Here is a 21,794-nt window from a genome sequence, read left to right on the forward strand (position 1 = left end):
ACGTATCGGTTCGACCCCGATCACCGCTATAATTTAGAGTGACTCTGAGGAGCCGCTCTTTTTTGCTTTCATTTGCAGGAAAGTAATGAAAAAAGCTGCCTTTTATCCTCTTTTTGCCAAAAAGGCTTGCATAAAGGTGAAAGTGTGCTAGCATAGTAAGCATATTAGGAAGAACGATTTAATTAGAAAGGAGCAAAGTGCATGACTCAAGCTAGAGTAAATACTTGCAGGCTTGGCGGTGTCGTTGGTAAGGCGAGCCGATATTTGTCATGCTTTTGCTCTTAAGCAAAATTCTTGAATAATCTGTAAGCAGCACGGCTGTAAGATTTTTCTGTTCGCGCCAATGGCATCGTTAACTGGAAACTGTTAATTGTTTATGCGAGGTATTGGAATTGAACAAGAGAAAATCTTTATTGGCTGGTGCTGCTGTTTTGTTTTCTGGGGCACTTTTGACGGCTTGCGGGCAAAGCAAGGGGGCAAGTGAGAAGCAGGTATTGAACTGGATGACATCGGCAGAAATCATCACTATGGATCCATCGAAGGCGACGGACGCGACTTCTTTCACCCAGATGGAAAACACCATGGAAGGCCTGTATCAATTAGACAAGGACAACCAGGCCAAGGAAGCCCTGGCGACTAAGGCTGCCCAAAGCAAGGACGGTCTGACCTGGACTTTTGATTTACGGAAAGACGGCAAGTGGTCCAACGGGCAGGCAGTTACTGCTAAAGACTTCGTCTACTCCTGGCAGCGGACAGTTAACCCCAAGACCGCGTCTCAATACAGCTATATCTTCTCCGGCATTAAGAACGCGGACGCGATCGTGGCAGGCAAAAAAGCCCCGTCCAGCCTGGGCGTCAAAGCTCTTGGCAAGTACAAGCTGCAGGTTAAATTAGACCACAAGCTGCCTTATTTCAAGCTCTTGCTGGCCTTCCCGGTCTTTTTCCCGGAAGACCAAACTGCAGTCGAAAAATATGGCAGCAAGTTCGGTACTTCTTCTAAGACCACGGTCTTCAATGGGCCCTTTGTCCAAAAAGGCTGGACCGGAGCCAACATGTCCTGGAAGATGGTCAAGAACAAGAACTACTGGAACAAATCAGCCGTCAAACTGGCCCAGATTAATTTCATGGTTGAAAAGTCACCGTCAACGGCCTACAACCTTTACCAGGACGGCAAGCTGGATACGGCAATTTTGAGCGCCCAGGCAGCCAAGAACCTGCAAAAGCAGGCCGGCTACGTGATCAGAAAGAACAACGGCACGACTTACATGCAGTTCAACACCAAGCTGGCTAAATTTAAGAGCACTAAGCTCCGTCAAGCAGTTTCCATGGCTTTGGACCGGAAGGCCCTGGCCAAGACCCTGGGCGGTGGCTTTACCGGCGCGACGACCTTTACCGCGGCTGATATGACCAAGGTGGACGGGCAGGACTTTACCCAGCTGGCCCAGGACAAGACGACCAAGCAAATTACCAGCTACCACAAGACATTGGCTCAGAAGACCTTTAAGGAGGCGCTCAAGGACTTGCAGCTGAAGAAATTATCCTTTACTTTGCTGACGGCTGATGACGACAGCTCAAAGGCGATTGGTGAATACATCCAGAGTGCCTTGGAAACGGCTTTTGGCAAGCAAGTCTCCGTCAAGGTGCAGAGCCTGCCGACCAAGTCCCAGTTTGCCAAGATGGACAGCGGCAATTTTGAAGCCTGCGTCAGCGGCTGGAATGCTGACTTCGCTGACCCGATTTCATTCCTGGACTGCATGACCTCAACTAACGGCTACAACTCCGGTAAGTGGTCAAACAAGCAGTATGACCAGCTGATCGCCAAATCCAAGACCGTTACTTCATCTAGCCAGCGGATGCAGCTTTTGGCCAAGGCAGAAAACATCTTGATGACCGACCAGGGGGTAACGCCGCTGGTTCAGTCCGGCAGTGCCTGGATGCTGAACACAAAGGTCAAGGGCTTGATCTACAACGGCAGCTACTACTTCGAATATGCCTACTTACAGTAAAAGAACAAGTAGAACGATTGTCAAAAGGGCTCGCTTTTGCTAAACTGAAGGCAGATTTAAGAGCTTTTTGCAAAGAGGGAGGAGCAAAAAATGAAGGACTCAAATTCTTTTGTCTACAATGTCTGGCTGATCATTCTGCTGGTTGCTGCCTACATTTGGCCAATCTTCGGTCTGGTGCCGGCAATTTACCTTTTTATCAAGCGTAAAGATGAACAGTTAGAGAAGATGCAAGGCTGGATTACTCTGGCCTTGATCTGGCAGATCGTGCTCTGGCTCCTAATGATCATTTTCTTAATCTGCTTTGTAGCTCTTGCTGGCTCGGCTGGCAAGTAAAAATTGACAAACTAAAACCGCTAGCCCTGTGACTAGCGGTTTTCTTCTGCCTATAAATAAGGTGCCATTTTTTGTAAAGTTCGTCTAAAGGAACGGGCGGACTGAAGAGGGAGCCCTGGGCCAGGTTGCAGCCGGCTTCTTTAAGGAAAATAGCCGCTGCCAAAGTCATCCATCCAGACCTGGTAGCCCCAGGTCATGGAAGTGCTGGACGGCTTCGACCATGGCCTAGCTGCTGTCATTGAGGGCACTTTCCGTAATCTCAATATGAACTTGATCGCGGCTGAGCCCGTAGCGGGCGACGGTGTCTTCGATCTTTTGGTAAATATCGCAGGCTTCCAGGTCTGTTCTGGAAATGTTAAAGCTGATGGGGAAGATTTCTTTTTCCTTTTCTCGTAAAAACTCAGCGTCTTGCCCATAGCCCTCTAAAGCGTGGCAGTCAACCTTGTAGACTTCCCGGTTGGCCTCCAGGGCAGGGATAAACTTGCCTGGAGACAGGAAGCCGTATCTGGGGTCAATCCAATGCGACAGGGCCTCACATTCAGCCAGCTTCATGTTTTGGATGTCGATCAAGGGCTGGTAGTAGATCTTGAGCCAGTTGTCGCGGCAGGCTTGGTCGATCTGGCTCAGAACATGAACCCGGATTTCATCCGCCTTGGCCAGCTGGTCATCATAGTAGCCGATAGAGGCATTTTTCAGCTTGATTGAGTTAAGGGAACGTCGAGTCCATGCATCAGCTCAGTATTGCGCTGGCGGCGCAAAATATGCCGGCTGGGCTTAAAGGGAGCTAAGCCAGCCTTGAAGAGTAAAGTTTCACCAGTGCTGCGGGCCGCAACTGTTTTAAGAGATTGCTGCCGTCCTGGTAGCCGTTAGTTAAGTTGTAGTCATGCAGGTTGACTAGGGAGCTGTAAAAAATACTTAAACTTTGGCTTTTGCCGAACTGCTTGAGGCTCTCTTCATAATGCTCCATGAAATAGTGGAGGCTTTTGGCCCCAGTCAGCTGATCATCATCATATTTCTTCAAGTAGCTTTCATAGCGGTTAACGCTGAAGATATTGAATTTCATGAAGAAAATGTACATGATGCAGGAAATAATAGCTAAAAAGCTGACCACGTAGGCGATTGGCGTTGGGACCGCCGAATTGTTGCCATCAAGGAACATGCGGGGAAATTCTGCCTGGGCTACGACCAGGATCATGCAGAGTATGGTGGACCAGAAGAAGCGGCTGTCTTCCGTGATGACGGTCTGCTCCTGGCTGATGTAGCGGATTTCTTTTTTAAAAATAAAGTAGAGACAGAGGGTTAAGATAATGGTGAAAGAGTCCCATTGCCAGGTTTGATTGGCCAAGAGGGATGAAATTTCAGCGGCGATGACAAATTGACAGTAAGTGAAGGCGGCTACGGACGGCTTCTTGTTAATTAGGCGCTGATAAAGGAAAATGACTGGGATCAGGGTCAAGAGGATCAATCCAGTTGCCAGAAAAAAGGCGCTTAAGGCATTAAGGCTGACCAGGGGGCTTAGCTTCTGGTAAAGGAAGACGGTCATGATCATGGATGTGCTTAAAGAGAGCAGGAAGGCTCCCAGGCTTTTGCCAATCCGTTTTGGGATGCTTTCCTCTTTAAAAAATAACTGATCAGTAATTAACGCGATAAAGAATACCTGCAGGAGAAAAGTGTGGTTGCGGGCATAAAAGGTTGTAAACTAGGCTATCATGTGTCCTTCCTCAATATAATCTCGTTATTAACAGAACTGCTTATATATATATTTTAGCATATATTTCTGTCCAAAGCGGATGTTAAATTAGCCTCTTTCAACAAAATAAAAGGAAGCAGGGAAGTGTTGAAAGCGCTAATGTTTTGCCGTGTTAAAAATAAGTAAATTAAGCAAAATAAACTGAAAAAGTAAAGGGGAGCCTTGCGAAAACTTTGTAATTCTGTTAAGAAAGTGGCTTGTCTTAAACAAAATTAAGCATTTTACATTGATTTAACAATTATCACTGAATGCATTTAACTTGCCTCCATTAAGATTGAATCAGTAAGAATTCAAGGAGGAATTAACATGTCACGCAAAAAAACTAAAGTCGCCATCGTTGCGCTTGTTTTGCTGGCAATCGTCATCGGCTACGTCGTTGGCAGCTCCGAAGCCGATACCAAGGGAGTTTCCGGGACAGTTAACATCGCCGGGTCATCTGCCCTTCTGCCTTTAGCGCAGAACGCGGCCAAGACTTTCATGGACAAGAACCCGGACAGTGTCATCAACACTAACGGGGGTGGGTCAGGCCAAGGCCTGCAGCAGGTTTCTGACGGCACCATCGACATCGGGGACTCAGACTTGCTCGCGGAAGAAAAGCTGGACAAGAAGTCAGCCAGCAAGCTGGTTGACCACCAAGTGGCCATTACTGTCATCGCTCCGATCATCAACAAGGATGCCGGGGTTAAGAGCCTGACCACTGAACAATTGATCAAAGTTTTCACCGGCAAGGTGACCAACTGGAAGCAGGTTGGCGGCAATGACTGCCAGATCGTCCTGGTTTCCAGACCATCTTCATCAGGTACCCGGGCAACTTTTGAGCAATACGCTTTGAAGAAGCACGCTAGCCAGTCAAACCAGTCTCTGGAAACTGATGACTCAGGTACTTTGATCCAAATGATCCAAAGTGTTTCCGGCTCAATCGGCTACGTTGCCCTGTCCTACTTGACTGGTGACCCGCAAGTCGGCATCGTGTCAATCAACGGTGTTAAGCCAAGCCTGAAGAATGTCTACAATGGCAAGTATACGGTTTGGAGCTATGAGCACATGTACACTAAAGGCCAGCCAAAGGGTGCGGCCAAGGCATTCTTGCAGCAGATGCTCAGCGAGGAATATGGCAAGAAGATCGAAGCCATGGGCTACGGCATAGCCTCCAAGCTGACGGCTGCCGCTAAAGCCACCCATACTAAGTAAGAAGGAGAAATAAGGCATTATGGACAAAGTAGTTCAAAAAGCAATTGCCAAAGACAAGCGCTGGCGCGCGGTCTACATCGCCTGCGGCCTCTTGATCGTTGCTTTGACCCTTTTAATGGGGGCCTTCCTGCTCTACCAAGGCAGCCAGACCTTCCTTAAGGCGCACCACAGCGTTTGGGAGTTCCTGTTTACCAGTGACTGGGCACCGCTTGACAAGACCGGCATGTTCGGGGGAAAAGTCGGGGCTGCCATTTACATCGTTGGTTCCCTGGAAACCTGCTTGCTGGGTTTGCTCATCTGCTTGCCGTTCGCGATCGGCTCAGCCGTTTTCATGACGGAAATTTCACCAAAAATCGGTGAAAAGTTCTTCCGGCCGGCAACCGAAATCTACGTCAGCATCCCATCCGTTGTTTACGGCTGGTTTGGCTTGACCAAGCTGGTTCCTATAATCAGAAACGCCTTCCACCCAAAGATGGGCGGTTTCTCAGTCCTGGCCGCCTCAATCGTTCTGGCCATCATGATTTTCCCAACGATCACTACTGTCGCCGCCGACGCCATCAAGTCAGTCCCGAATAACTACAGAGAAGGGGCTTACGGTTTAGGGGCGACCCGCTGGCAAGTTATCGGCAAGGTTGTTTTGCCAGCCGCTTCCGGCGGTATCTTGACCGGGGTGGTCTTGGGTCTGGCCCGGGCCATCGGTGAAGCTTTAGCCGTAGCCATGGTTATCGGTAAGACCCGGTCCTTCGCGACCAGTCTCTTGTCACCAACCAGCAACTTGACCAGTGCAATTGCCGCTGACATGGGTAACACGGCCCAGGGCGGGGAATACAATCTGGCTTTGTGGTCAATGGCCCTCTTACTCTTCATCATCTCAATCGTTTTGATCGTCTTGATTCACAAGCTTGGCAATGGAAAGAAGGAAAAATAAATATGAGCCGTGCTAAAAGAAAAGACCGGCTGATGACGGGAATCTTCTACGCCATCGGCTGGATTATGCTGGCCTTCCTGCTCTACTTAACGCTGACCATCATCTTTGACGGCTTGAAAGGCTTCCAGTGGGACTTCTTGGGAGCAGCCGGCAACGGGATTTTCAACCAGTTTTTCAACACTATATACTTAGTTTTCCTCTCACTGCTGGTCTCAGTGCCAATCGGCATCGGAGCCGGGGTTTACCTGGCTGAATACGCTAAGGAAGGCAAGTTCCTGACAATCTTTGAAATCAGTATCGAATCCTTGTCATCCCTGCCATCTATCGTTATCGGCTTGTTTGGCTACTTGGCCTTCATCATGTGGACCGGGATGTCCTGGAATATCCTGGCCGGTGCCTTGACGATTTCAATTCTTTCAATTCCTCTGATCACTACTGAAACCAACAACGCCATCCGAGCCTTGCCGGTGGAATACAAGGAAGGTTCCCTGGGCCTGGGCGCGACCAAGTCAGAAACCATCCGCAAGGTCTTGATTCCGGCGGCCATGCCGCAGATCTTGACCGGGGTAATCATGGCTACCGGGCGCGGTTTCGGTGAAGCCGCTGCTCTTTTGTATACTTCCGGCCAGTCAACTTACATCAACTGGCAGAACTTCTGGAAGGTTACCTCACCAACTTCACCGCTGAACCCGTTCCGAAGCGGTGAAACCCTGTCCCTGCACATCTGGGTCATGAGAACTGAAGGGGCCTTGAACCCGTCAGCCACTCAGATCGCCAACTTTACTTCAGCAGTCCTGGTCGTTTTGGCCCTGCTCTTCACTTTGGTTACGCGCCGTATATCTGACAGAATGCGTAAGCGCAATAACGGAGGAAATTAATGATGGAAGACAAAATTACAATTGAAAAGCTGAACCTGTACTACAGTGATTTTCATGCCTTGCATGACATCAATATGCACATCCAAAAGAACGAAATCACTGCCTTCATCGGCCCGTCAGGCTGCGGGAAATCAACTCTTTTGCGGTCACTTAACAGAATGAACGACCTGGTTGAAGGCTGCCGGATTGATGGTTCGATCAAGCTGGACGGCACTGACATCTATAACGGTGACCTGGATGTGACCGTCCTGCGGCAAAGAGTCGGCATGGTCTTTCAAAGACCAAACCCGTTCCCGATGAGCGTTTACGACAATGTTGCCTACGGCCCGCGGATTCACGGGATTACTGACAAGAAGGAACTGGACGAAATCGTGGAAACTTCCCTCAAGCAGGCAGCTATCTGGGACGACTTGAAGGATCGGCTGAAGAAATCAGCCCTGGGCCTGTCCGGCGGTCAGCAGCAAAGGCTCTGCATCGCCCGGGCCCTGGCTGTCAAGCCGGAAGTATTGTTGATGGACGAACCGACCAGTGCCCTGGACCCGATTTCAACCTCTAAAATTGAAGAATTAGCTTTGGAACTGAAGAAGAATTATACGATCGTCATCGTTACGCACAACATGCAGCAAGCCGTGCGGATCTCTGACAAGACTGGCTTCTTCCTCTTGGGTGACCTGGTTGAATTCGGTGAAACTGACCAGCTCTTCTCCATGCCGAAGGATGAAAGAACGGAAAAATACATCACCGGCCGGTTCGGTTAAGGCTAGAGGAGGCCAAAAATGAGAACAAGATTTGACAAGGAACTGGATCACTTGCATGAAGCAATGGAAGAAATTGGCCAGCTATGCAAGGAAAGCATTTCTGAATCAACCGACACCCTGTTTACGGGCAACTACCATGAAGCAGAGGACACGATTAACCTGCACCACCGGATTCACAAGGCAGAGCGTGACATTGAAGAAACCTGCCTGCGCCTTTTGATGGAGCAGCAGCCGGTTGCCACTGACCTGCGGATAATCAGTGCATCTTTGAAGGCGGTCTACGACCTTGAAAGAATCGGTGAAATTGGCGCAGACATTGCCGACTTGGTCCTTAACGAACACCTCACAGTCGCAAATGACATGCTGAACTTGAAGAGCATGTCCCAAATTGTTACGGGTATGGTCAACGACGCGGTAACGGCTTTGGCCAACCAGAATGTAGAACTGGCCAAGGCCGTAATCGACCGCGATGACCAGGTCGACGAAGACTTTGACAAAGCGAAGGCATTTTTGATCAATAACTTTAACAAGGATGGTAATCCGGAATATTTGATCAATTTGATGATGGTCGCAAAGTACTTTGAAAAAATTGGCGATCACGCCGTCAATATTGCTAAATGGTCCTTATTTGTAACTACCGGCAAGACTGGCAGATAAGTCCATGAAATTCCCCTTACCACTCTTGTGCATGATTATGGTCGTAAACTATAATTAAGTTTAAGAAAGGTTAAGGGGATTTTTTATGACTGAAATTTGGTGCGTGGAAGACGACGAAAGCATCCGCGAAATCGAAATGTACACGCTGGAATCAATGAACTTCAAGGTCCGCGGCTTTGACGACGGACAATCTTTTTTCAAGGCCCTGGACAATAGCCGGCCGGATTTAGTGATTTTGGACTTGATGCTGCCTGATGAAGACGGCAGCGAAATTCTCCACCGGCTCAGGTCTACTTCCGCGACCGAGGACTTGCCGGTGATTGTCGCCAGTGCTAAGACGGCAGAATATGACAAGGTCAAGAACCTGGATTCCGGGGCGGATGACTACTTAACCAAGCCATTTGGAATGATGGAAATGGTTTCCCGGGTCAAGGCTGTTTTGCGCCGGACCAACTGTAAGAAGGAGGACAAGATCGAAAAAGACGGGATCAAGATTCTCTTGAAGCGGCATGAAGTTTTCGAAAACGGCCATCAGGTCGATTTGACTTTGAAAGAATACGGACTCCTGAAGCTCTTGATTACTCATCCGGGAACTGTCTTTTCCCGGGAAGAAATCATGGATCAGATCTGGGAGACTGGTTTTTATGGGGAAACGCGCACAGTAGACGTTCACGTGAGAACCTTGAGACAGAAGTTGGGTGAGGCTGGTAAGCATATCGAAACGGTGCGCGGGGTCGGTTATCGCTACCATGAAGCAGACTAATGTTTAAGAAGATATTTCGGGCAAGTTTTTTACTGACTTCTCTGATTCTCTTATTTGCCGTACTCTTAAGCGCGATTGTCTTGAGCATTGACTTCGACCATACAGAAATGTCCGCCCTGGCTTCCCAGGCTGACCTGGCAGCCAGCGGGGTAAATACCAGCGGCAAGAAGTACATCAAGAACTTAAAAGGGGAGAACTACCGGATTACTTGGATCAATTCCAAGGGCAAGGTTCTCTACGACAATGAAGAGAATCCCAAAAAGATGGGCAACCACTCCCGCCGCAAGGAAGTCGCCGAAGCCATGAAAAAGGGGACAGGGACCAGCGAGCGCTACAGCACGACCTTGTCGACCGTAACCATGTATTATGCCGAGCGGCTCAATGACGGCGGGGTCATCCGCATCGCGATCACCAGAAACTCCTTCTGGCGGATTCTGGTCAGATTTTTGTCGCCGCTTTTGTTAATCATGCTTTTATCGGTCCTGGTGTCCTGGTTCCTGGCCAAGACAATCTCGCAAACGATCGTCAAGCCGCTGAATGAAATGGACCTGGACAAACCCCTGGAAAGCAATGCCTATGACGAAATCAAGCCGCTTTTGACCAGACTGGACAGCCAGAACAAGCAGATCGCTGACCAGATGGAGCAGCTCCACCACCGGGAAAAAGAATTAAAGACGGTGACAGATGCCATGCTGGAAGGCTTGATCTTGATTGACCTGGATGACCAGATCCTCTTGTCCAACCCGGCGGTTGTCTCCCTTTTGGGCTTGCATGATACTGACCCCTTGCCAGATGATGTTAAGGAAATCATCGATAAGAACAGCCGCTTGGCCCATGCTGAGGGGATTGTGGAAAGAAACGGCCGCAATATTCAAATCAGTGCCAGCCCGATTACCAGCCGCAAGATTCTGAAGGGGACTTCGATCCTGGTGGTTGACGTGACGGAAGAATACCATGAAGAGCAGGTCCGGCGGGAATTCACGGCCAATGTGTCGCATGAACTTAAGACGCCCCTGCAGTCCATCATGGGGTCAGCTGAACTTTTGGAAAACCACCTGGTTAAAGAAGATGACCGGGACAGCTTTTACAAGAAGATCCACGAATCTTCTGCCCAGCTTTTGACCTTGATTGACGACATCATCCGTTTGTCCCACCTGGATGAAAATCAACGCTTTGAAGAAATCAAGCTGAACTTGAAGAGTCCGGTGACTGAGGCCCTGGAAGCCCTGCAGAGTTCGGCTGACCGGCATGGAATCAAGCTGGAGACTAATTTGTCAGACACTATGATCCTGGCCAACTTCCGCCTGGTTTACGAAATTGCCTACAACTTGATTGATAACAGCATCCGCTACAACAAGGAAAAGGGCAAGATCAAGATTACGGTCAAAGAGCACCGGGGCCAGGCGATCCTGCAGGTGGCGGATACTGGCATCGGGATTCCCCAGGAAGCCCAGAACAGGATTTTTGAACGCTTCTACCGGGTGGATAAGAGCCACAGCCGCAAGACCGGGGGGACTGGCCTGGGCCTGTCCATTGTCAAGCATGCTGTTCAGCAGTGTCACGGGACCATCCGCCTGGAAAGCGAATTAGGCAAGGGGTCAACCTTCACGGTTATTTTCCCGGCCCTGCCAGCAGGAGCAGATGATGATAGCAAATAAAGTAAAAATGACAAATGAAAACCAGTTCACTTTAAACAGTGAACTGGTTTTGCTGTATATTGGCTAATTTCTGTTATTGCACTAGTTGTCGAAGTGGAATTGCAGGTCCTCTTGTAGCTTGTAGCTGGTCAGTTCCTTGCCATCCAGGTCAGTCTTGTGCATGTCAACGGCGTGAACTTATTGAGGAGATGAGCCAGGGGCAAAAGAAGCGGGTAGCCCTGGCCAAGTCTCTGACTGAAGAAGCCAGCCTCTACCTTTGGGATGAACCGGCCAACTACCTGGATCTTTTCAACCAGGACCAGCTGATCAAGCTGCTGGCAAAAGAGCAGCCGGCCATGCTTTTAGTTGATCACGACCAGGCCTTCATCGAAGTCGTCGCCAAAGAAAGAGTCAACTTGCGGCCGGTCTTATAATTTGCAAAAGCGACCGTCTTGCCCTAAAATTTACATAAAATTAATGTCAGCCTTTTACTTGATTTTACTTCTTTAGCTTATTTGCTAATTTCCCAGGATTTTACAACTCAATGTCTAAAAAGCCTACTATTACGGTCTTTTTCGAAGTTTAGGATAATATTTTTTGAGTTGTAACTTAAACCCAACGAAATCCTATAAAAGGTTGATATATCAACTGATAGAGCACTTTGAGTAGTAATTTATGGGAAATTAGCATTATTCCAATAACTAAAGGGGGGGCGGAAAAGGATGGCACGGTACGTCTTTTGCAAGCCGGACAAGCCCAAATTGACCTACTGGGGCATTATTGCTTTTATTGTGCTGGGGATCATCACCACGGCATACTTAGGCTTGACGGCATAGCTTACTTATTGATAAACTCTTCTTCAAAAAATACAACTGTGCTAAAAAGCCACGGCATTTTCTGCCGCGGCTTTTGTCTTGTAATATCTACGTAACATCCGCTTGCTACAATTATTTCCAGAGGTCACTGACAAAGTAGCACAGGGCTGCCCAGGCAACCAGAGGCAGGTAGTGGCCATAGTCGTCTCTGCCTTCCTTGAGCAGGCGGCGGGCCTCTTCCTTGTCAACTAATTTGAAGTCGCCAAAAACTTCGGTGCCTTCAGCTCCTTTGTGGTTAAGGGCGGACAAGTCATCAACGTGGATGACGACTTTGACAATGGCGTTGCTTTCGTCGCTGAAGCCGGAAGCCGTGAAGACCAGGGGGTTGATGACTTCAACCGTGTCCTTTTCGCCGATGCTGAGTCCGGTTTCTTCCTTGATTTCACGGATCATAGCTGTTTTGATTGGGTCCGGGCTGGCCAGGTCAGCTGGGTCAATCAAGCCGGCCGGCAGGCCGAGCAGGTAGCTGCCAGCCGGGTACCGGTACTCGTAAAAGAGCAGGAGCTTGTCTTTCTGACCGGCTTCCTTAACGATGATTACCGCGCAGACGGCATCAGGCAGGGCGCTTCCCAGCTCTGGATCCTGCTTGAAGGCAAAGAGCTGGTCTTTGTCCCGCCTTGAAGCATCATAGTAGTGGACCCCGTTTTCATATGCCAGGTCGTAGAGTTTGACATATTTGGTAGCGGCCAGGGTTTTGCTCTGGTCAGGTGAAATTTTAGGTTCTTGCATTTAGTGTCAGTCCTCCTTGTATCACCTTTATTGTACGATAAGAATGGAGCAGTCATGAGGAAAATCAGCAAATTTTTGAGTATTGTGGCCCTGGGCCTGTTAGTCGGGGGATGCAGCCAGGGGCAAAAGGCCAAGCAGACTAAGACGAAAACTGAGACCAAGACCAGCCAGAAGGCAAGCGGGAAAAAGGTTGGCATCAGCATTTGGCGGATGGAATAAAGGCAAATAGCCAAGAAAAAACTAGCTGAAAAATCAGCTAGTTTTTTCTTTTTTCTTTCTTTTCTTTTTCCCGTCTATAATTTTTGCAGGTATTCCCGCAAAAGCTTTAATCCGCCCACTGGGGTGCAGAAGTCCGGGTCTTTGGCCTGGGCCTTCTCCCAGACCTCATCAAGGTCAAACCAGGCAACGGCTGAAACTTCTTCTTCCTGCAGGACTAATTTATTTTCGTCTACGGGCTTAGAGTAGACATGCACAAAGGAGACCTCCCGGTTTTTGAATTCTGCCTGGTGGAAGACCTTGTCGTAGCAGTTGTGGAAGGTGCCGATAAAGGTAAAGTCAGCGGCCCGGCTCTTGATGCCCAGTTCTTCTTCCAGCTCTCTGATGATGGTTGCCAGGGGCTCATCTCCGGCAGCGATGTGGCCGGCAGAAGAGGTGTCAAAGCAACCTGGGTAGGAGTCCTTATTGGCGGACCTTTTCTGCAGGAGGACTTGCCATTTGCCGGCTTTTTGCCGGATGATTCAAACTGAGGCGCAGCGGTGCCAGGCCCCAATCCGGTGGGCTTCATTCCGCTCAATGGTCTGCCCGGTGGGCCGGCCCTCTTTATCCACAATATCAAGAATTTCCATAATTTACCTCGAATTTTCAACGCTTTTAGGGCGATTTTACCAGCAAAAAGTCTTTTTGTCATGGCCCCGTGAAACTAAAACGCCATTTTAACCGGTTACAAGGCAAAGAAGCGTAATCCCTTAATAACAAGCTTTTTCTCTTAAAAGATGGTCAAAAAGCATTTGTGCACCAAGGCTATTAAATACAGAAAATTAGCGACAAAGCTAGATATACCAAGCAATTAAAGGGTCTTAAAAAAGAAAGATGAAAAAATCGCGACAACGTGAAACGGTAAAAGTGGAAAAAGGCAAATATTGACCAAAAAAAGCAAGGCAAAAGGAAGTTCCTTTACCTTGCTTCTTTAAGGAGCGATAAATGTGTTTAGTAGACCAGGAGGCCTATTCCCAGGAAGATCAGGCAGATCACGAACTGGATGACCAGTTGCTTCCATATAAACTTAAACCAGCGGTCAAAGCCGATATTGACCATAGCCAGGGACATCAAGATCAGGCCAACTGGGGCGATCAAGCCGATGTAGCCCTGCCCCCAGTTATAGGCATCGATCACGCTGGCCCGGTCGACGCCGACGATATTGGCCAGCGGCGCCATGATCGGCATGGACAGGACGGCCAGACCAGATGATGACTGGATGAAGAAGCCGAGGACGATGTAGATCAAGAAGAGGACCCAGACGAAAGCCAGCTTGTTCATGCCGGTGATCTGCTTGCTGAAGAAGTACATGATCGTGTCGCTGGTGTGGCTTTCATCCATCACGATGGAGACCGCCCGGGCCAGGCCGACCGTCAAGGCAACCCCTAAAAGGTCAGCCGCGCCGCTGACAAAGCTTTCCATGAAGCGGTGTTCACTTAAGCCGGAAACCAGGAAGAGAAGGTAGGAAACGGCCAAGAAGACAACCGCGATTTCCGTGAAGTACCAGCCCCGGTTCTGGACACCCCAGATCATGACTAAAAAGCCAGCCACGAAGGTGAGCAGAGTCAGTTTTTGCCGCCAGGTGAAGTCGCCCTTGTCAGCTTGTGAGTCAAAAGCAAGAAACTTCTTCTTGCTTTCTTCATATTGGTCGTAGACTAGGGACTTGCTTGGGTCCTTGCGGACTTTTTCAGCATAGATGATGGTGTAGAGCATCCCGGCCCCCAGGGAAACCAGGAGCATGATGATTCTCAAAGGCAGGGCCCGGGCGAAGTTGACCCCGGCCGTGTTTGAAGCAATAACCGTTGAGAAGGGGTTGATGGTTGAACCCAAAGTCCCTAAAGTGGTGCCCAGGAAGATGGTGGCGACCACGGTCATCGTGTCATAGCCGACCTCCAAGAAGATCGGGATCAGCATCGGGTAGAAGGCCATGGTTTCTTCGGCCAGGCCAAAAGTAGTCCCGCCCAGGGCAATCAGGCCCATGACGATGACGATCAAGAGGATTTGCTTGCCCTTAATATCTTTTACCTGCCTTTAAGAGGATTTTTAGGTAAAAAATCAGCTAAAGTAAACTAAAAGTTATAGTACCGGGCTTAGTAGCGAGGCAGGAAGATGAGAACGAGATGAAGCGCATACAAAATATTTACGATGTTTTTGCCAAGGGATCGGTTTATTTTAACGAAAGGACCTCCGGCTTAAGCCCCAGCAGCTGGCTGAGCTGCCAGGTCTTGGCCGGCAAAAGGCCCAGGCGGTCCAAAAGCTCCTGGTCACTAAAGAGCTGGTGAACCGGGCCGTGGTAGACCAGCTGGCCCTGGCTCATGGCATAAACCTCCTGGCAATTTTCGGCCAGCCAGTCCATGTCGTGGGTGATCATGATCACGGTCTTGCCCTGGGCCAGCCGTTTTTCAAGCAGGCGGGTGACCAGGCAGCGGCCAGGATAATCCAGGCTCATCAAGGGCTCGTCCAGCAGGCAGACCTCCGGGTCAAGGACTAAGGCGGAGGCGATAGTCAATAATTTCTTTCCGGAAAGAGACAGGTCGTAAGGGTTTAAGTCCCGTAATTCTGCCAGGCCGAATTCTTTAAGGGCGGCTTCCGTTCTTCTGGCGATTTCGTCTTCCGGCAGTTTAGCCTGCTTCATGGACCAGGCCAGTTCTTTTTCCACGCTGGAGTTAAAAAGTTGGTCATTGGGATCCTGAAAGGCATAGGCGATCTTGCTCAAGCGGCCGGAGGCCAGATATTCAGACAAAGCCTGGCCGTCCGCTTTAATGGCATCCCCAGATGGCAGGAGGTCAGCCAAAAGTTTCAAGAGAGTGGATTTGCCGGACCCGTTTTGTCCGACCAGGCAGATCAAGCCGGGAGAAAGAGTCAAGTCCGGGATGTCCAGGGAAAAATTCGTTTCCGAGTATTTATAATGAAGGCTTTTAATCTTAATTTGCATTTTCGGCAGCTTCCTTTAGTTCACGGGCATTGACCGGGTAGCAGCCATCGAGTTTAAGCTCCAGCTTTTTGGCCATTTTCCAGGCAGCAGGCTTGTCGAAAGCCGGGTCATCCAGCTGGTTGAAGACCGTTTGCGGAGAGTCCGCCATCAAGAGGCAGCCGTCTTTTATGACCCAGATTTGGTCGCAGAGGGCAGCTAAGTCATCCAGTTCATTGGAGATGAGCAAGAATGGACAGGAAAGCTTTTCCAGCCAGCTGAAAAAGTGCTGGCGGCTCAAGGGATCCATCTGGCTGGTCGGGTCGTCGAGCAAAAGCAGGTCGGGCTCAGTGACCAGGGCAGTGGCAATGGCTACCCGCTGGGTCTGGCCGCCAGACAGCTCGTTTGGCGACTGGTCCAGCAAATTGGTCAAGTCCAGCTGGTCAGTTGCCCGTTTAACTGCACTTTCTATTTCCTCATCGCTTTTGCCCTGGTTGAGCAGGGAAAAGGCTAATTCATCATAAACGGTGTCGGCTAAACCAGACAGCTGACTGGCCGGGTCTTGCAAAAGGAGGGCAATTTCATGCTGGCTTCGCCAAGCTTCTAGCTCTTCTCCGTTGATCTGGACTGAACCGAAAAACTTGGCGGGAATCATTTTTCCTGCAATTCCGGCTAAAAGGGCCAAAAGGCTGCTTTTGCCGGCATGGCTGGGCCCGATAATGCCGATCCGCTTACCACGGCTTTGGGCAGAAATATTTTCTAAAGCTAGATTTTCAAAGCCCAGGTAGCGGAGGCTGAGCTGGCTGATGGTCAGTTGAAAATTGTTAGACATGCTTTTACTCCTAAAAGGACCAGGCAGCTGGCAATGAGTAGGCGGTGGCAGAATTTGTCTTTCCAGTAGTCATTTGTCAAGCAGGCCGCCCGCCGCTTAGGGCTGGCATAGCCCCGCAGCTGCAGGGCGATCGACCGGTTCATGGCCTGCTGGAAGCTCTTGACGATCAAGGGCAAAAGGACGGGAAAGAGATTTTTGATCCGGGAGAGCAGGGACTTGGCTGGTGCGATCCCCCGGGCCTTCTGGGCCAGCTGGATCTTGCGCAGGTTTTCCTGCATCTGCGGCAGGATATAGCAGACCGACATGAGGACGTAGACCTGCTGGTAGGACAAACCGGAATTTTCCAGGTAGCGGGCATTTTCTGAAATGGTGGTTGTCTGGATGAAAAAGCTGCTGGAAAAAATAATGGTCAAAATCCGGCAGGCTAAGAGAGCCGCGTGGTCCAGTCCTTCCTGGTAAAAGGTCAAAGAGGCAACGGAAAAGGCGGCGGTATGGTTGCCCGGCCAAAAGAGCCCCTGGATCAAGAGCATGGTCAGGATGAGGAAGAGGCTGAAGGCACACATTCCCCAAAGGGTATGGAGATTTTTGGTCAGAAGGGCCAGGATAAAGCTGGCAGCGAGGATGATCAGCGCACTGGGCAGATTGCCGGCGGCGAAAGCAGCGAGCGTAAAGAGCAGGATCAAGAGCAGCTTGCTGATGGGGTCAATGGCTGCCTGCCAGGCGGGCAGGGCCAGGTCTTCCGTGTTATTTCTCATTTTTCAGTCCCCTTGAAAAAGTAGACCAGGCGCTTTGGCAGCTGCTTGTAGATCAAAAAGGCCAGGTAGGCGACGACCGTCTTGTCCAAAAGGTCAAGAACAAATTCATCAAGGAATGAAGCAATCCAGATGTTCACGTGCTTGGCAACCAGGGAGGCAAAGAGGGCATCCCCCCAAGCGATCCCGGTCTGTCCGCTCCAGAAAATGACGTTGAGCGGGGTGGAGATCACGGCGGAAACCAGGGCAATCAAAATAGCTGCTGGCAAGACGGTAACCGGCCGCTTGAAAAAGCCCCGCTGGTTCAGCCAGGCAACTGCCAGGCCGATCCCGATGCTGGTCAAAGCGTAAACGGTGGAAACAGGTGACAGGGTCAAACCGTAGATGACATTGTTGATAAAGCCGCTGATGGCCCCGGCAACAGGACCAGCCAGCATGCTGGCCAGGAAAGTCCCAAGTGACCCCAGCCAGACCGGCAATTTCAACCCTTCAGCAAAGGCCTTGGCAACATAGTTGATCCCGACGGCGGCCGGAATTAGGGTCATGGCGTGGGCGGAAAGCTTGAAGGACCAGAAGCTGGTCTTGTTTTTAGAACTGATTTCTTTAGAATCCATTTTGCAACCTCGTGAAAAATATAAAAAAAGAAAATGACATAAAAACAGGCGATCGTCGAACCAGATCATAAAAAGTAAAGGTAACCTATACTTTTATGAAAGTGATTTACTGCAAGCTTACCACCAGACTAAAGCCTGGGCAAGAGCTTTTTTCGAAGAAGTTAATGAAAGCCTTTTAATTGCGACTTGCAGCAAATATAATATAAACAAGAAATAATAACCGATAAATTATATTCCACGCTTCTTTTTTACTGGTTACCGGAGCAGATCTCTCCCGGTCTTTGATCAAGATTGAAATTACGGAGAGGGACCTGTCAAACAACACTAGCCGCTTGAAAGAGCAGATCGATCAGCTGCGCTCCTACGGCTTTGAAGTTTGGATGGATGACTTCGGCAGCGGCTATTCCTCTCTCAACGCCTTAAACGACTATAGCTTTGACCTGGTCAAAATCGACATGGTCTTTGTCCGCCACCTGGATGACGGACAGTTAAACCGGCTTTTGATTCCGGAAATCGCCAAAGTTGCCCATAAACTGGGTTTGAAAGTACTGGCTTAAGGGGTCGAAACGGAAGAGCAGAGAGACTTCCTGCGAGAAGCGGGCTGCGACCTGCTGCAAGGCTTTTTGTTCAGCAAGCCGGTTGAATTGGATGAAAATCAGCAGGTTATTTCCTAAACAGGGTTGGAATGTAAAGTTTAATGTGATGTGATAGTGATGAAAGAGAAAGGAAATAAAAAAACTGTTCATGGCCTCAGCTGGCAATTTGCCGATGAAAAAGAAGCAGTTTACGCTGACTACCTGGCTTCAGAGGCGTTTGCCAGGGAAGTAGCCAGCAATAATTTAACCATGGGAATTGCCGTTTCCAGTTTGATCGCGGTCATTGGCTTTTTAGGCATATTTGACCTCAATTCAGATTATGCAAATATCTCGGTGCTTCCAGTAATTGCCAGTGAATGGGTCTATCTTTTCCTGCTATTAGCCAACCTGCCCAACCTGTTTTTGCCCCTTTGGCTGCAAAAACACCCGCAGGCTGCCGAGCTTGAAATCCGGATCTGCTTTGCCAACCTGGCGGTCAATGCCATCTTGTCTGGTTTTACCTTGTACACTACCCAGGAGGGGAGCAACTACTTTTTTGAACTGGTCTTGATGATGATGGTCATCTGCGTCTTTCCCTACTATAAAGCCGGGTATGGCTTATCTTTAGTGGCTTTGAGCCTACTCATGATCTCAGCAATCATTCTTGTCAACCATGTCCAGGTTGCCTGGCAGGATGCCTATGACCTCTTCCTCTTTTACGTTATCGGCCAGGCCTGTATTGTCCTGCGCCGGTACTGGTTTAGGCAGAGCTCTTGGTACAATTACATCCTGCACCAGGCCAACGGGACGCTTTTTGTCGCAGCCGGACCGATGAATTGACCGGCCTGTATAACCGACTGGCCTTGCGGGAAGACTTCCCCAACTACAGCAAGCAGGAGGTTGGCGTGGCCATGATTGATTTAGACGACTTCAAGCGCTTTAATGACAATTACGGCCATGCATACGGGGACCTGGTCTTGACTAGACTGGGCCGGTATTTGCAAAAGGACTGGATGAATGAGCATTTGCGCTGCTACCGCTATGGCGGGGATGAAATCTTGATTATTGCTTATGGCTTAGAAGATGGTGATTTTGTTAAAAAATTGCAGATTTTTCAAGCTGAATATGCTAAACTAAACCAGCAATTAGAAGAGCCAGCCACCTTGAGCATCGGCTATGCTACCGGCGCGGTTGCCAATGAAGAAGAGTTGCGGAAAATGATTCAGCTGGTTGATAACTATCTTTACCAAGCCAAAAGACAAGGCAAGAACCAGGTGGTTGGCGCAGAGAAGAAATGAGGCATTATGTACAGCTACATCCTGAAAGAACAAATTAAGATCTACCGCTACTTGACGGTTGACGCGGTCAACGCCGCTTTGGCGGACTTGCGGCAAAAAGGCATCAGCCTGGAACTGGAGAGCACGGTCGGGACGGCAGGCAACTTCGTGACCCAAAACGACGGGGTGGTGGACCTGGACTACCAGTTAAAGCTGGTCAAGGCGGCCGAAGAAGATCCGGCGGCCCTTCTGACTAAAATCAGCGCCGGCTTAACTGCCGGTCTGGCCAGCAAGTTCGAAGGCGGCCGGGAAAACAGCCAGGCTTTAACCTTCCTGCACCGGGCTAAGAAGAGCGGCAAGGTCAACTTTAAGTTAGACTTGACCATCATCAAGGAAGAAGACGGGGATGAATACCGCCTGGTCAAAACTGACGGTGGCAAGTGGAGTGAAGCCTTTAATACCCGCTTTTTGACCATCCAGGAAGAAACGATTAAGGACTGGGACCAGTGGGAAGACTTGCGCGAGGATTATCTTCGCCTTAAGAACGCAGATCCGGCTGGTCTGTCAGTTGACCTCTACCGGCAGGCAGTCAACCAGATCTACGGTTAAGAAGTGTGAAGCAAAGCAGGCATTTGCCTGCTTTTTTCATGCAGAAAGCTTTGAAATCTCTTACAAAAAATGAAATAATGGTCTAAGAAGCTAGCAAAAATGAGTTTGGAGAAAAAGATGGAAGAAAAGAAAAAAATCAAATTAATCGCGACTGACATGGATGGCACCCTGGTCAATGACGCCAAAGAGGTGCCCGCTTCATTTGCCCCTTGGGTCTTAAGCCACCCGGACCAGCAGATGGTGATCGCCAGTGGTCGGCCATATTACACCAATGAAGAGCTTTTCAAGGAGATCAAAGACCACTTGATCTTCATTGGCGACAATGGCGGCTTGATCTACCAGCAGGGGCAAGTCTTGGCCAAGGCCGGCATTACAGCGGAAGAAGCAAAATTCTGCTTGGACCTCTTTAAAGATGAGCCCCTGGCCAATCCGATTCTCTGCGGGGCCAGCCAGGCAATCTGCCACGACCCTAAAGGTGACCGGAACTTTTTAAAGCAGCTGGATACTTACTATATCAAGCGCCGCTATGTTGAAGACCTTGAAGCTGAAGTAAACAGCGATGAAATTATCAAATTCACTGTTTATATCGAAGGCGGGGCCGCTGAAAGCATCTACCGGCAACTGCCGGAAATGCCGGGCAACTTAAGCGCAGTTTTGGCCGGGCCGGAATGGATCGACATCGTTAACAAGGACGCCAATAAGGGAGCAGCGGTAAAGAAGATCGCTGACCTTAAAGGAATCAAGCAAGATGAAATTCTGGCTTTTGGCGACTACTTAAATGACCTGACCATGTTAGAAGCGGCCGGGACCAGCTACGCCATGGTCAACGGCCACCCGGACTTGAAAAAGATCGCTGACCACATTGCCCCAAGCAACAATGATGAAGGAGTAATGCAAATCCTCCAGGTATACTAGATAGGTAGGTACCGAATCTTAATTTCTTGATTATTTTTTGCAGAAAAGACAAGCAGGATGGCAGAAGAAGAACTTAATGAAGAATTGTTTTACCGGAGCATGCGTTTGCAGCGGCAACTGGCCCAAATGGGAATGCGGTATGAGAAGCTGCACGGAGGCGTCCGGGGGCAGAATCGGACTTGGCCCTGCTCAGCAAGAATGAGGGGATGAAGCAGGTGGAACTGGCCCGCTTTGCCAGAGTAAGGCCATCCTCAATCAGTGAAGTCGTGGACCGTTTGGAGCGGCATGGCTTGATTGAACGGCGCCGGGATAACAGCGACCACCGGGCTTTCCGCCTCTACTTGACTGAAAAGGGCAGAGAGCAAAACAAACGCAACCACTCCAGCTGGCTGGGCTTTGTTGGCGACTTGATGAGTCCTTTAAGTGACGATGAAAAGGCGGAATACCTGAACATCTTGAAGAAACTGGACAAACAGGCATTATTCTTAGAAGAACGCATGGAAGAAGATGCCAAAAAAGAGGGTATCTTGCAGTAGACGATTTCAATGT

At 49.5% G+C, this 21,794-nt stretch carries 23 protein-coding genes and 3 pseudogenes; 17 read left to right on the forward strand and 9 right to left on the reverse strand.

The window, feature by feature from the left end:
* The first annotated feature begins 386 nt into the window (after nt 1–386).
* A complete protein-coding gene (locus tag HMPREF3168_RS04370) occupies nt 387–2,006 on the forward strand; it encodes a peptide ABC transporter substrate-binding protein (RefSeq protein ID WP_003614633.1) in 1,620 nt (539 codons plus the stop codon).
* A 90-nt stretch (nt 2,007–2,096) separates the two neighbouring features.
* Nucleotides 2,097–2,339 (forward strand): hypothetical protein, encoded by a 243-nt coding sequence (locus HMPREF3168_RS04375; protein ID WP_002878518.1) that lies wholly within the window; start codon nt 2,097–2,099, stop codon nt 2,337–2,339.
* 225 nt (nt 2,340–2,564) lie between these two features.
* On the opposite strand, the gene HMPREF3168_RS04380 is transcribed toward HMPREF3168_RS04375, so the two are convergent.
* Both HMPREF3168_RS04380 and HMPREF3168_RS04385 read right to left on the reverse strand, forming a co-directional pair.
* Entirely contained in the window at nt 2,565–2,909 is a 345-nt protein-coding gene (locus tag HMPREF3168_RS04380) for an EAL domain-containing protein (protein WP_246825681.1), read from the reverse strand.
* A gap of 214 nt (nt 2,910–3,123) precedes the next feature.
* Complete coding sequence (locus tag HMPREF3168_RS04385) at nt 3,124–3,888, reverse strand: hypothetical protein (protein ID WP_070488641.1); 765 nt, start codon at nt 3,886–3,888, stop codon at nt 3,124–3,126.
* Nucleotides 3,889–4,395: 507 nt separating this feature from the next.
* Here HMPREF3168_RS04385 and HMPREF3168_RS04390 point away from each other — a divergent pair.
* From HMPREF3168_RS04390 to HMPREF3168_RS04425, 8 genes are all read left to right on the forward strand, one after another.
* Entirely contained in the window at nt 4,396–5,280 is an 885-nt protein-coding gene (locus HMPREF3168_RS04390; RefSeq protein WP_070488643.1) for a phosphate ABC transporter substrate-binding protein, read from the forward strand.
* 19 nt (nt 5,281–5,299) lie between these two features.
* Nucleotides 5,300–6,208: a phosphate ABC transporter permease subunit PstC gene (gene pstC / locus HMPREF3168_RS04395; RefSeq protein WP_070488645.1), complete on the forward strand. Its 909-nt coding sequence runs from the start codon at nt 5,300–5,302 to the stop codon at nt 6,206–6,208.
* 2 nt (nt 6,209–6,210) lie between these two features.
* The gene (gene pstA, locus HMPREF3168_RS04400; protein ID WP_070488647.1) at nt 6,211–7,086 is read left to right on the forward strand and encodes a phosphate ABC transporter permease PstA; all 876 of its coding nucleotides are present in this window, start codon (nt 6,211–6,213) and stop codon (nt 7,084–7,086) included.
* Nucleotides 7,086–7,844, forward strand: a complete 759-nt coding sequence (gene pstB, locus HMPREF3168_RS04405) for a phosphate ABC transporter ATP-binding protein PstB (RefSeq protein WP_003622174.1) — start codon at nt 7,086–7,088, stop codon at nt 7,842–7,844. Before pstA ends, pstB begins: the two co-directional genes overlap by 1 nt.
* 18 nt (nt 7,845–7,862) lie before the next feature.
* Entirely contained in the window at nt 7,863–8,501 is a 639-nt protein-coding gene (gene phoU, locus HMPREF3168_RS04410; RefSeq protein WP_070488649.1) for a phosphate signaling complex protein PhoU, read from the forward strand.
* An 85-nt stretch (nt 8,502–8,586) separates the two neighbouring features.
* On the forward strand, nt 8,587–9,264 hold the full coding sequence (locus HMPREF3168_RS04415) for a response regulator transcription factor (protein ID WP_070488651.1): 678 nt from the start codon (nt 8,587–8,589) through the stop codon (nt 9,262–9,264).
* A complete protein-coding gene (locus HMPREF3168_RS04420) occupies nt 9,264–10,922 on the forward strand; it encodes a sensor histidine kinase (RefSeq protein ID WP_070488653.1) in 1,659 nt (552 codons plus the stop codon). The genes HMPREF3168_RS04415 and HMPREF3168_RS04420 overlap by 1 nt, the downstream gene beginning before the upstream one ends.
* A gap of 188 nt (nt 10,923–11,110) precedes the next feature.
* Complete coding sequence (locus tag HMPREF3168_RS04425) at nt 11,111–11,335, forward strand: ATP-binding cassette domain-containing protein (protein ID WP_035184271.1); 225 nt, start codon at nt 11,111–11,113, stop codon at nt 11,333–11,335.
* A gap of 513 nt (nt 11,336–11,848) precedes the next feature.
* Here the strand turns inward: HMPREF3168_RS04425 and HMPREF3168_RS04430 are convergent.
* Complete coding sequence (locus HMPREF3168_RS04430) at nt 11,849–12,505, reverse strand: NUDIX hydrolase (RefSeq protein WP_070488654.1); 657 nt, start codon at nt 12,503–12,505, stop codon at nt 11,849–11,851.
* A gap of 54 nt (nt 12,506–12,559) precedes the next feature.
* Between HMPREF3168_RS04430 and HMPREF3168_RS10295 the strand changes: the two genes are divergently transcribed.
* Complete coding sequence (locus tag HMPREF3168_RS10295) at nt 12,560–12,724, forward strand: hypothetical protein (RefSeq protein WP_002878553.1); 165 nt, start codon at nt 12,560–12,562, stop codon at nt 12,722–12,724.
* Between the two features lie 74 nt (nt 12,725–12,798).
* Here HMPREF3168_RS10295 and HMPREF3168_RS04435 read toward each other — a convergent pair.
* The 6 genes and pseudogenes from HMPREF3168_RS04435 to HMPREF3168_RS04460 form a co-directional block, all read right to left on the reverse strand.
* Nucleotides 12,799–13,350 (reverse strand): annotated as a pseudogene (locus HMPREF3168_RS04435) (NUDIX domain-containing protein).
* A 361-nt stretch (nt 13,351–13,711) separates the two neighbouring features.
* Nucleotides 13,712–14,782 (reverse strand): annotated as a pseudogene (locus HMPREF3168_RS04440) (YfcC family protein); the annotation flags it as partial.
* Between the two features lie 145 nt (nt 14,783–14,927).
* On the reverse strand, nt 14,928–15,695 hold the full coding sequence (locus HMPREF3168_RS04445; RefSeq protein WP_070488656.1) for an energy-coupling factor ABC transporter ATP-binding protein: 768 nt from the start codon (nt 15,693–15,695) through the stop codon (nt 14,928–14,930).
* Nucleotides 15,685–16,503 (reverse strand): energy-coupling factor ABC transporter ATP-binding protein, encoded by an 819-nt coding sequence (locus tag HMPREF3168_RS04450; RefSeq protein WP_070488658.1) that lies wholly within the window; start codon nt 16,501–16,503, stop codon nt 15,685–15,687. The genes HMPREF3168_RS04445 and HMPREF3168_RS04450 overlap by 11 nt, the downstream gene beginning before the upstream one ends.
* Entirely contained in the window at nt 16,482–17,258 is a 777-nt protein-coding gene (locus tag HMPREF3168_RS04455; RefSeq protein ID WP_070488660.1) for an energy-coupling factor transporter transmembrane component T, read from the reverse strand. The genes HMPREF3168_RS04450 and HMPREF3168_RS04455 overlap by 22 nt, the downstream gene beginning before the upstream one ends.
* Nucleotides 17,255–17,869: an ECF transporter S component gene (locus HMPREF3168_RS04460; protein WP_070488662.1), complete on the reverse strand. Its 615-nt coding sequence runs from the start codon at nt 17,867–17,869 to the stop codon at nt 17,255–17,257. The genes HMPREF3168_RS04455 and HMPREF3168_RS04460 overlap by 4 nt, the downstream gene beginning before the upstream one ends.
* Before the next feature lie 281 nt (nt 17,870–18,150).
* Here HMPREF3168_RS04460 and HMPREF3168_RS04465 point away from each other — a divergent pair.
* The 6 genes and pseudogenes from HMPREF3168_RS04465 (at nt 18,151) to HMPREF3168_RS04485 (ending at nt 21,781) form a co-directional block, all read left to right on the forward strand.
* Nucleotides 18,151–18,543 (forward strand): annotated as a pseudogene (locus HMPREF3168_RS04465) (EAL domain-containing protein).
* Between the two features lie 39 nt (nt 18,544–18,582).
* The gene (locus HMPREF3168_RS10610; protein ID WP_231521650.1) at nt 18,583–19,284 is read left to right on the forward strand and encodes a hypothetical protein; all 702 of its coding nucleotides are present in this window, start codon (nt 18,583–18,585) and stop codon (nt 19,282–19,284) included.
* Complete coding sequence (locus tag HMPREF3168_RS10615; protein WP_246825682.1) at nt 19,281–19,742, forward strand: GGDEF domain-containing protein; 462 nt, start codon at nt 19,281–19,283, stop codon at nt 19,740–19,742. Before HMPREF3168_RS10610 ends, HMPREF3168_RS10615 begins: the two co-directional genes overlap by 4 nt.
* Before the next feature lie 6 nt (nt 19,743–19,748).
* The gene (locus HMPREF3168_RS04475) at nt 19,749–20,330 is read left to right on the forward strand and encodes a hypothetical protein (RefSeq protein ID WP_003614676.1); all 582 of its coding nucleotides are present in this window, start codon (nt 19,749–19,751) and stop codon (nt 20,328–20,330) included.
* Nucleotides 20,331–20,429: 99 nt separating this feature from the next.
* The gene (locus HMPREF3168_RS04480; protein WP_035184283.1) at nt 20,430–21,245 is read left to right on the forward strand and encodes a Cof-type HAD-IIB family hydrolase; all 816 of its coding nucleotides are present in this window, start codon (nt 20,430–20,432) and stop codon (nt 21,243–21,245) included.
* A 179-nt stretch (nt 21,246–21,424) separates the two neighbouring features.
* Complete coding sequence (locus HMPREF3168_RS04485; RefSeq protein ID WP_236157250.1) at nt 21,425–21,781, forward strand: MarR family winged helix-turn-helix transcriptional regulator; 357 nt, start codon at nt 21,425–21,427, stop codon at nt 21,779–21,781.
* The last annotated feature ends 13 nt before the right edge of the window (nt 21,782–21,794 follow it).

Source organism: Lactobacillus sp. HMSC08B12, assembly GCF_001808415.1.
GTDB classification, from domain to species: Bacteria; Bacillota; Bacilli; order Lactobacillales; family Lactobacillaceae; genus Lactobacillus; species Lactobacillus delbrueckii.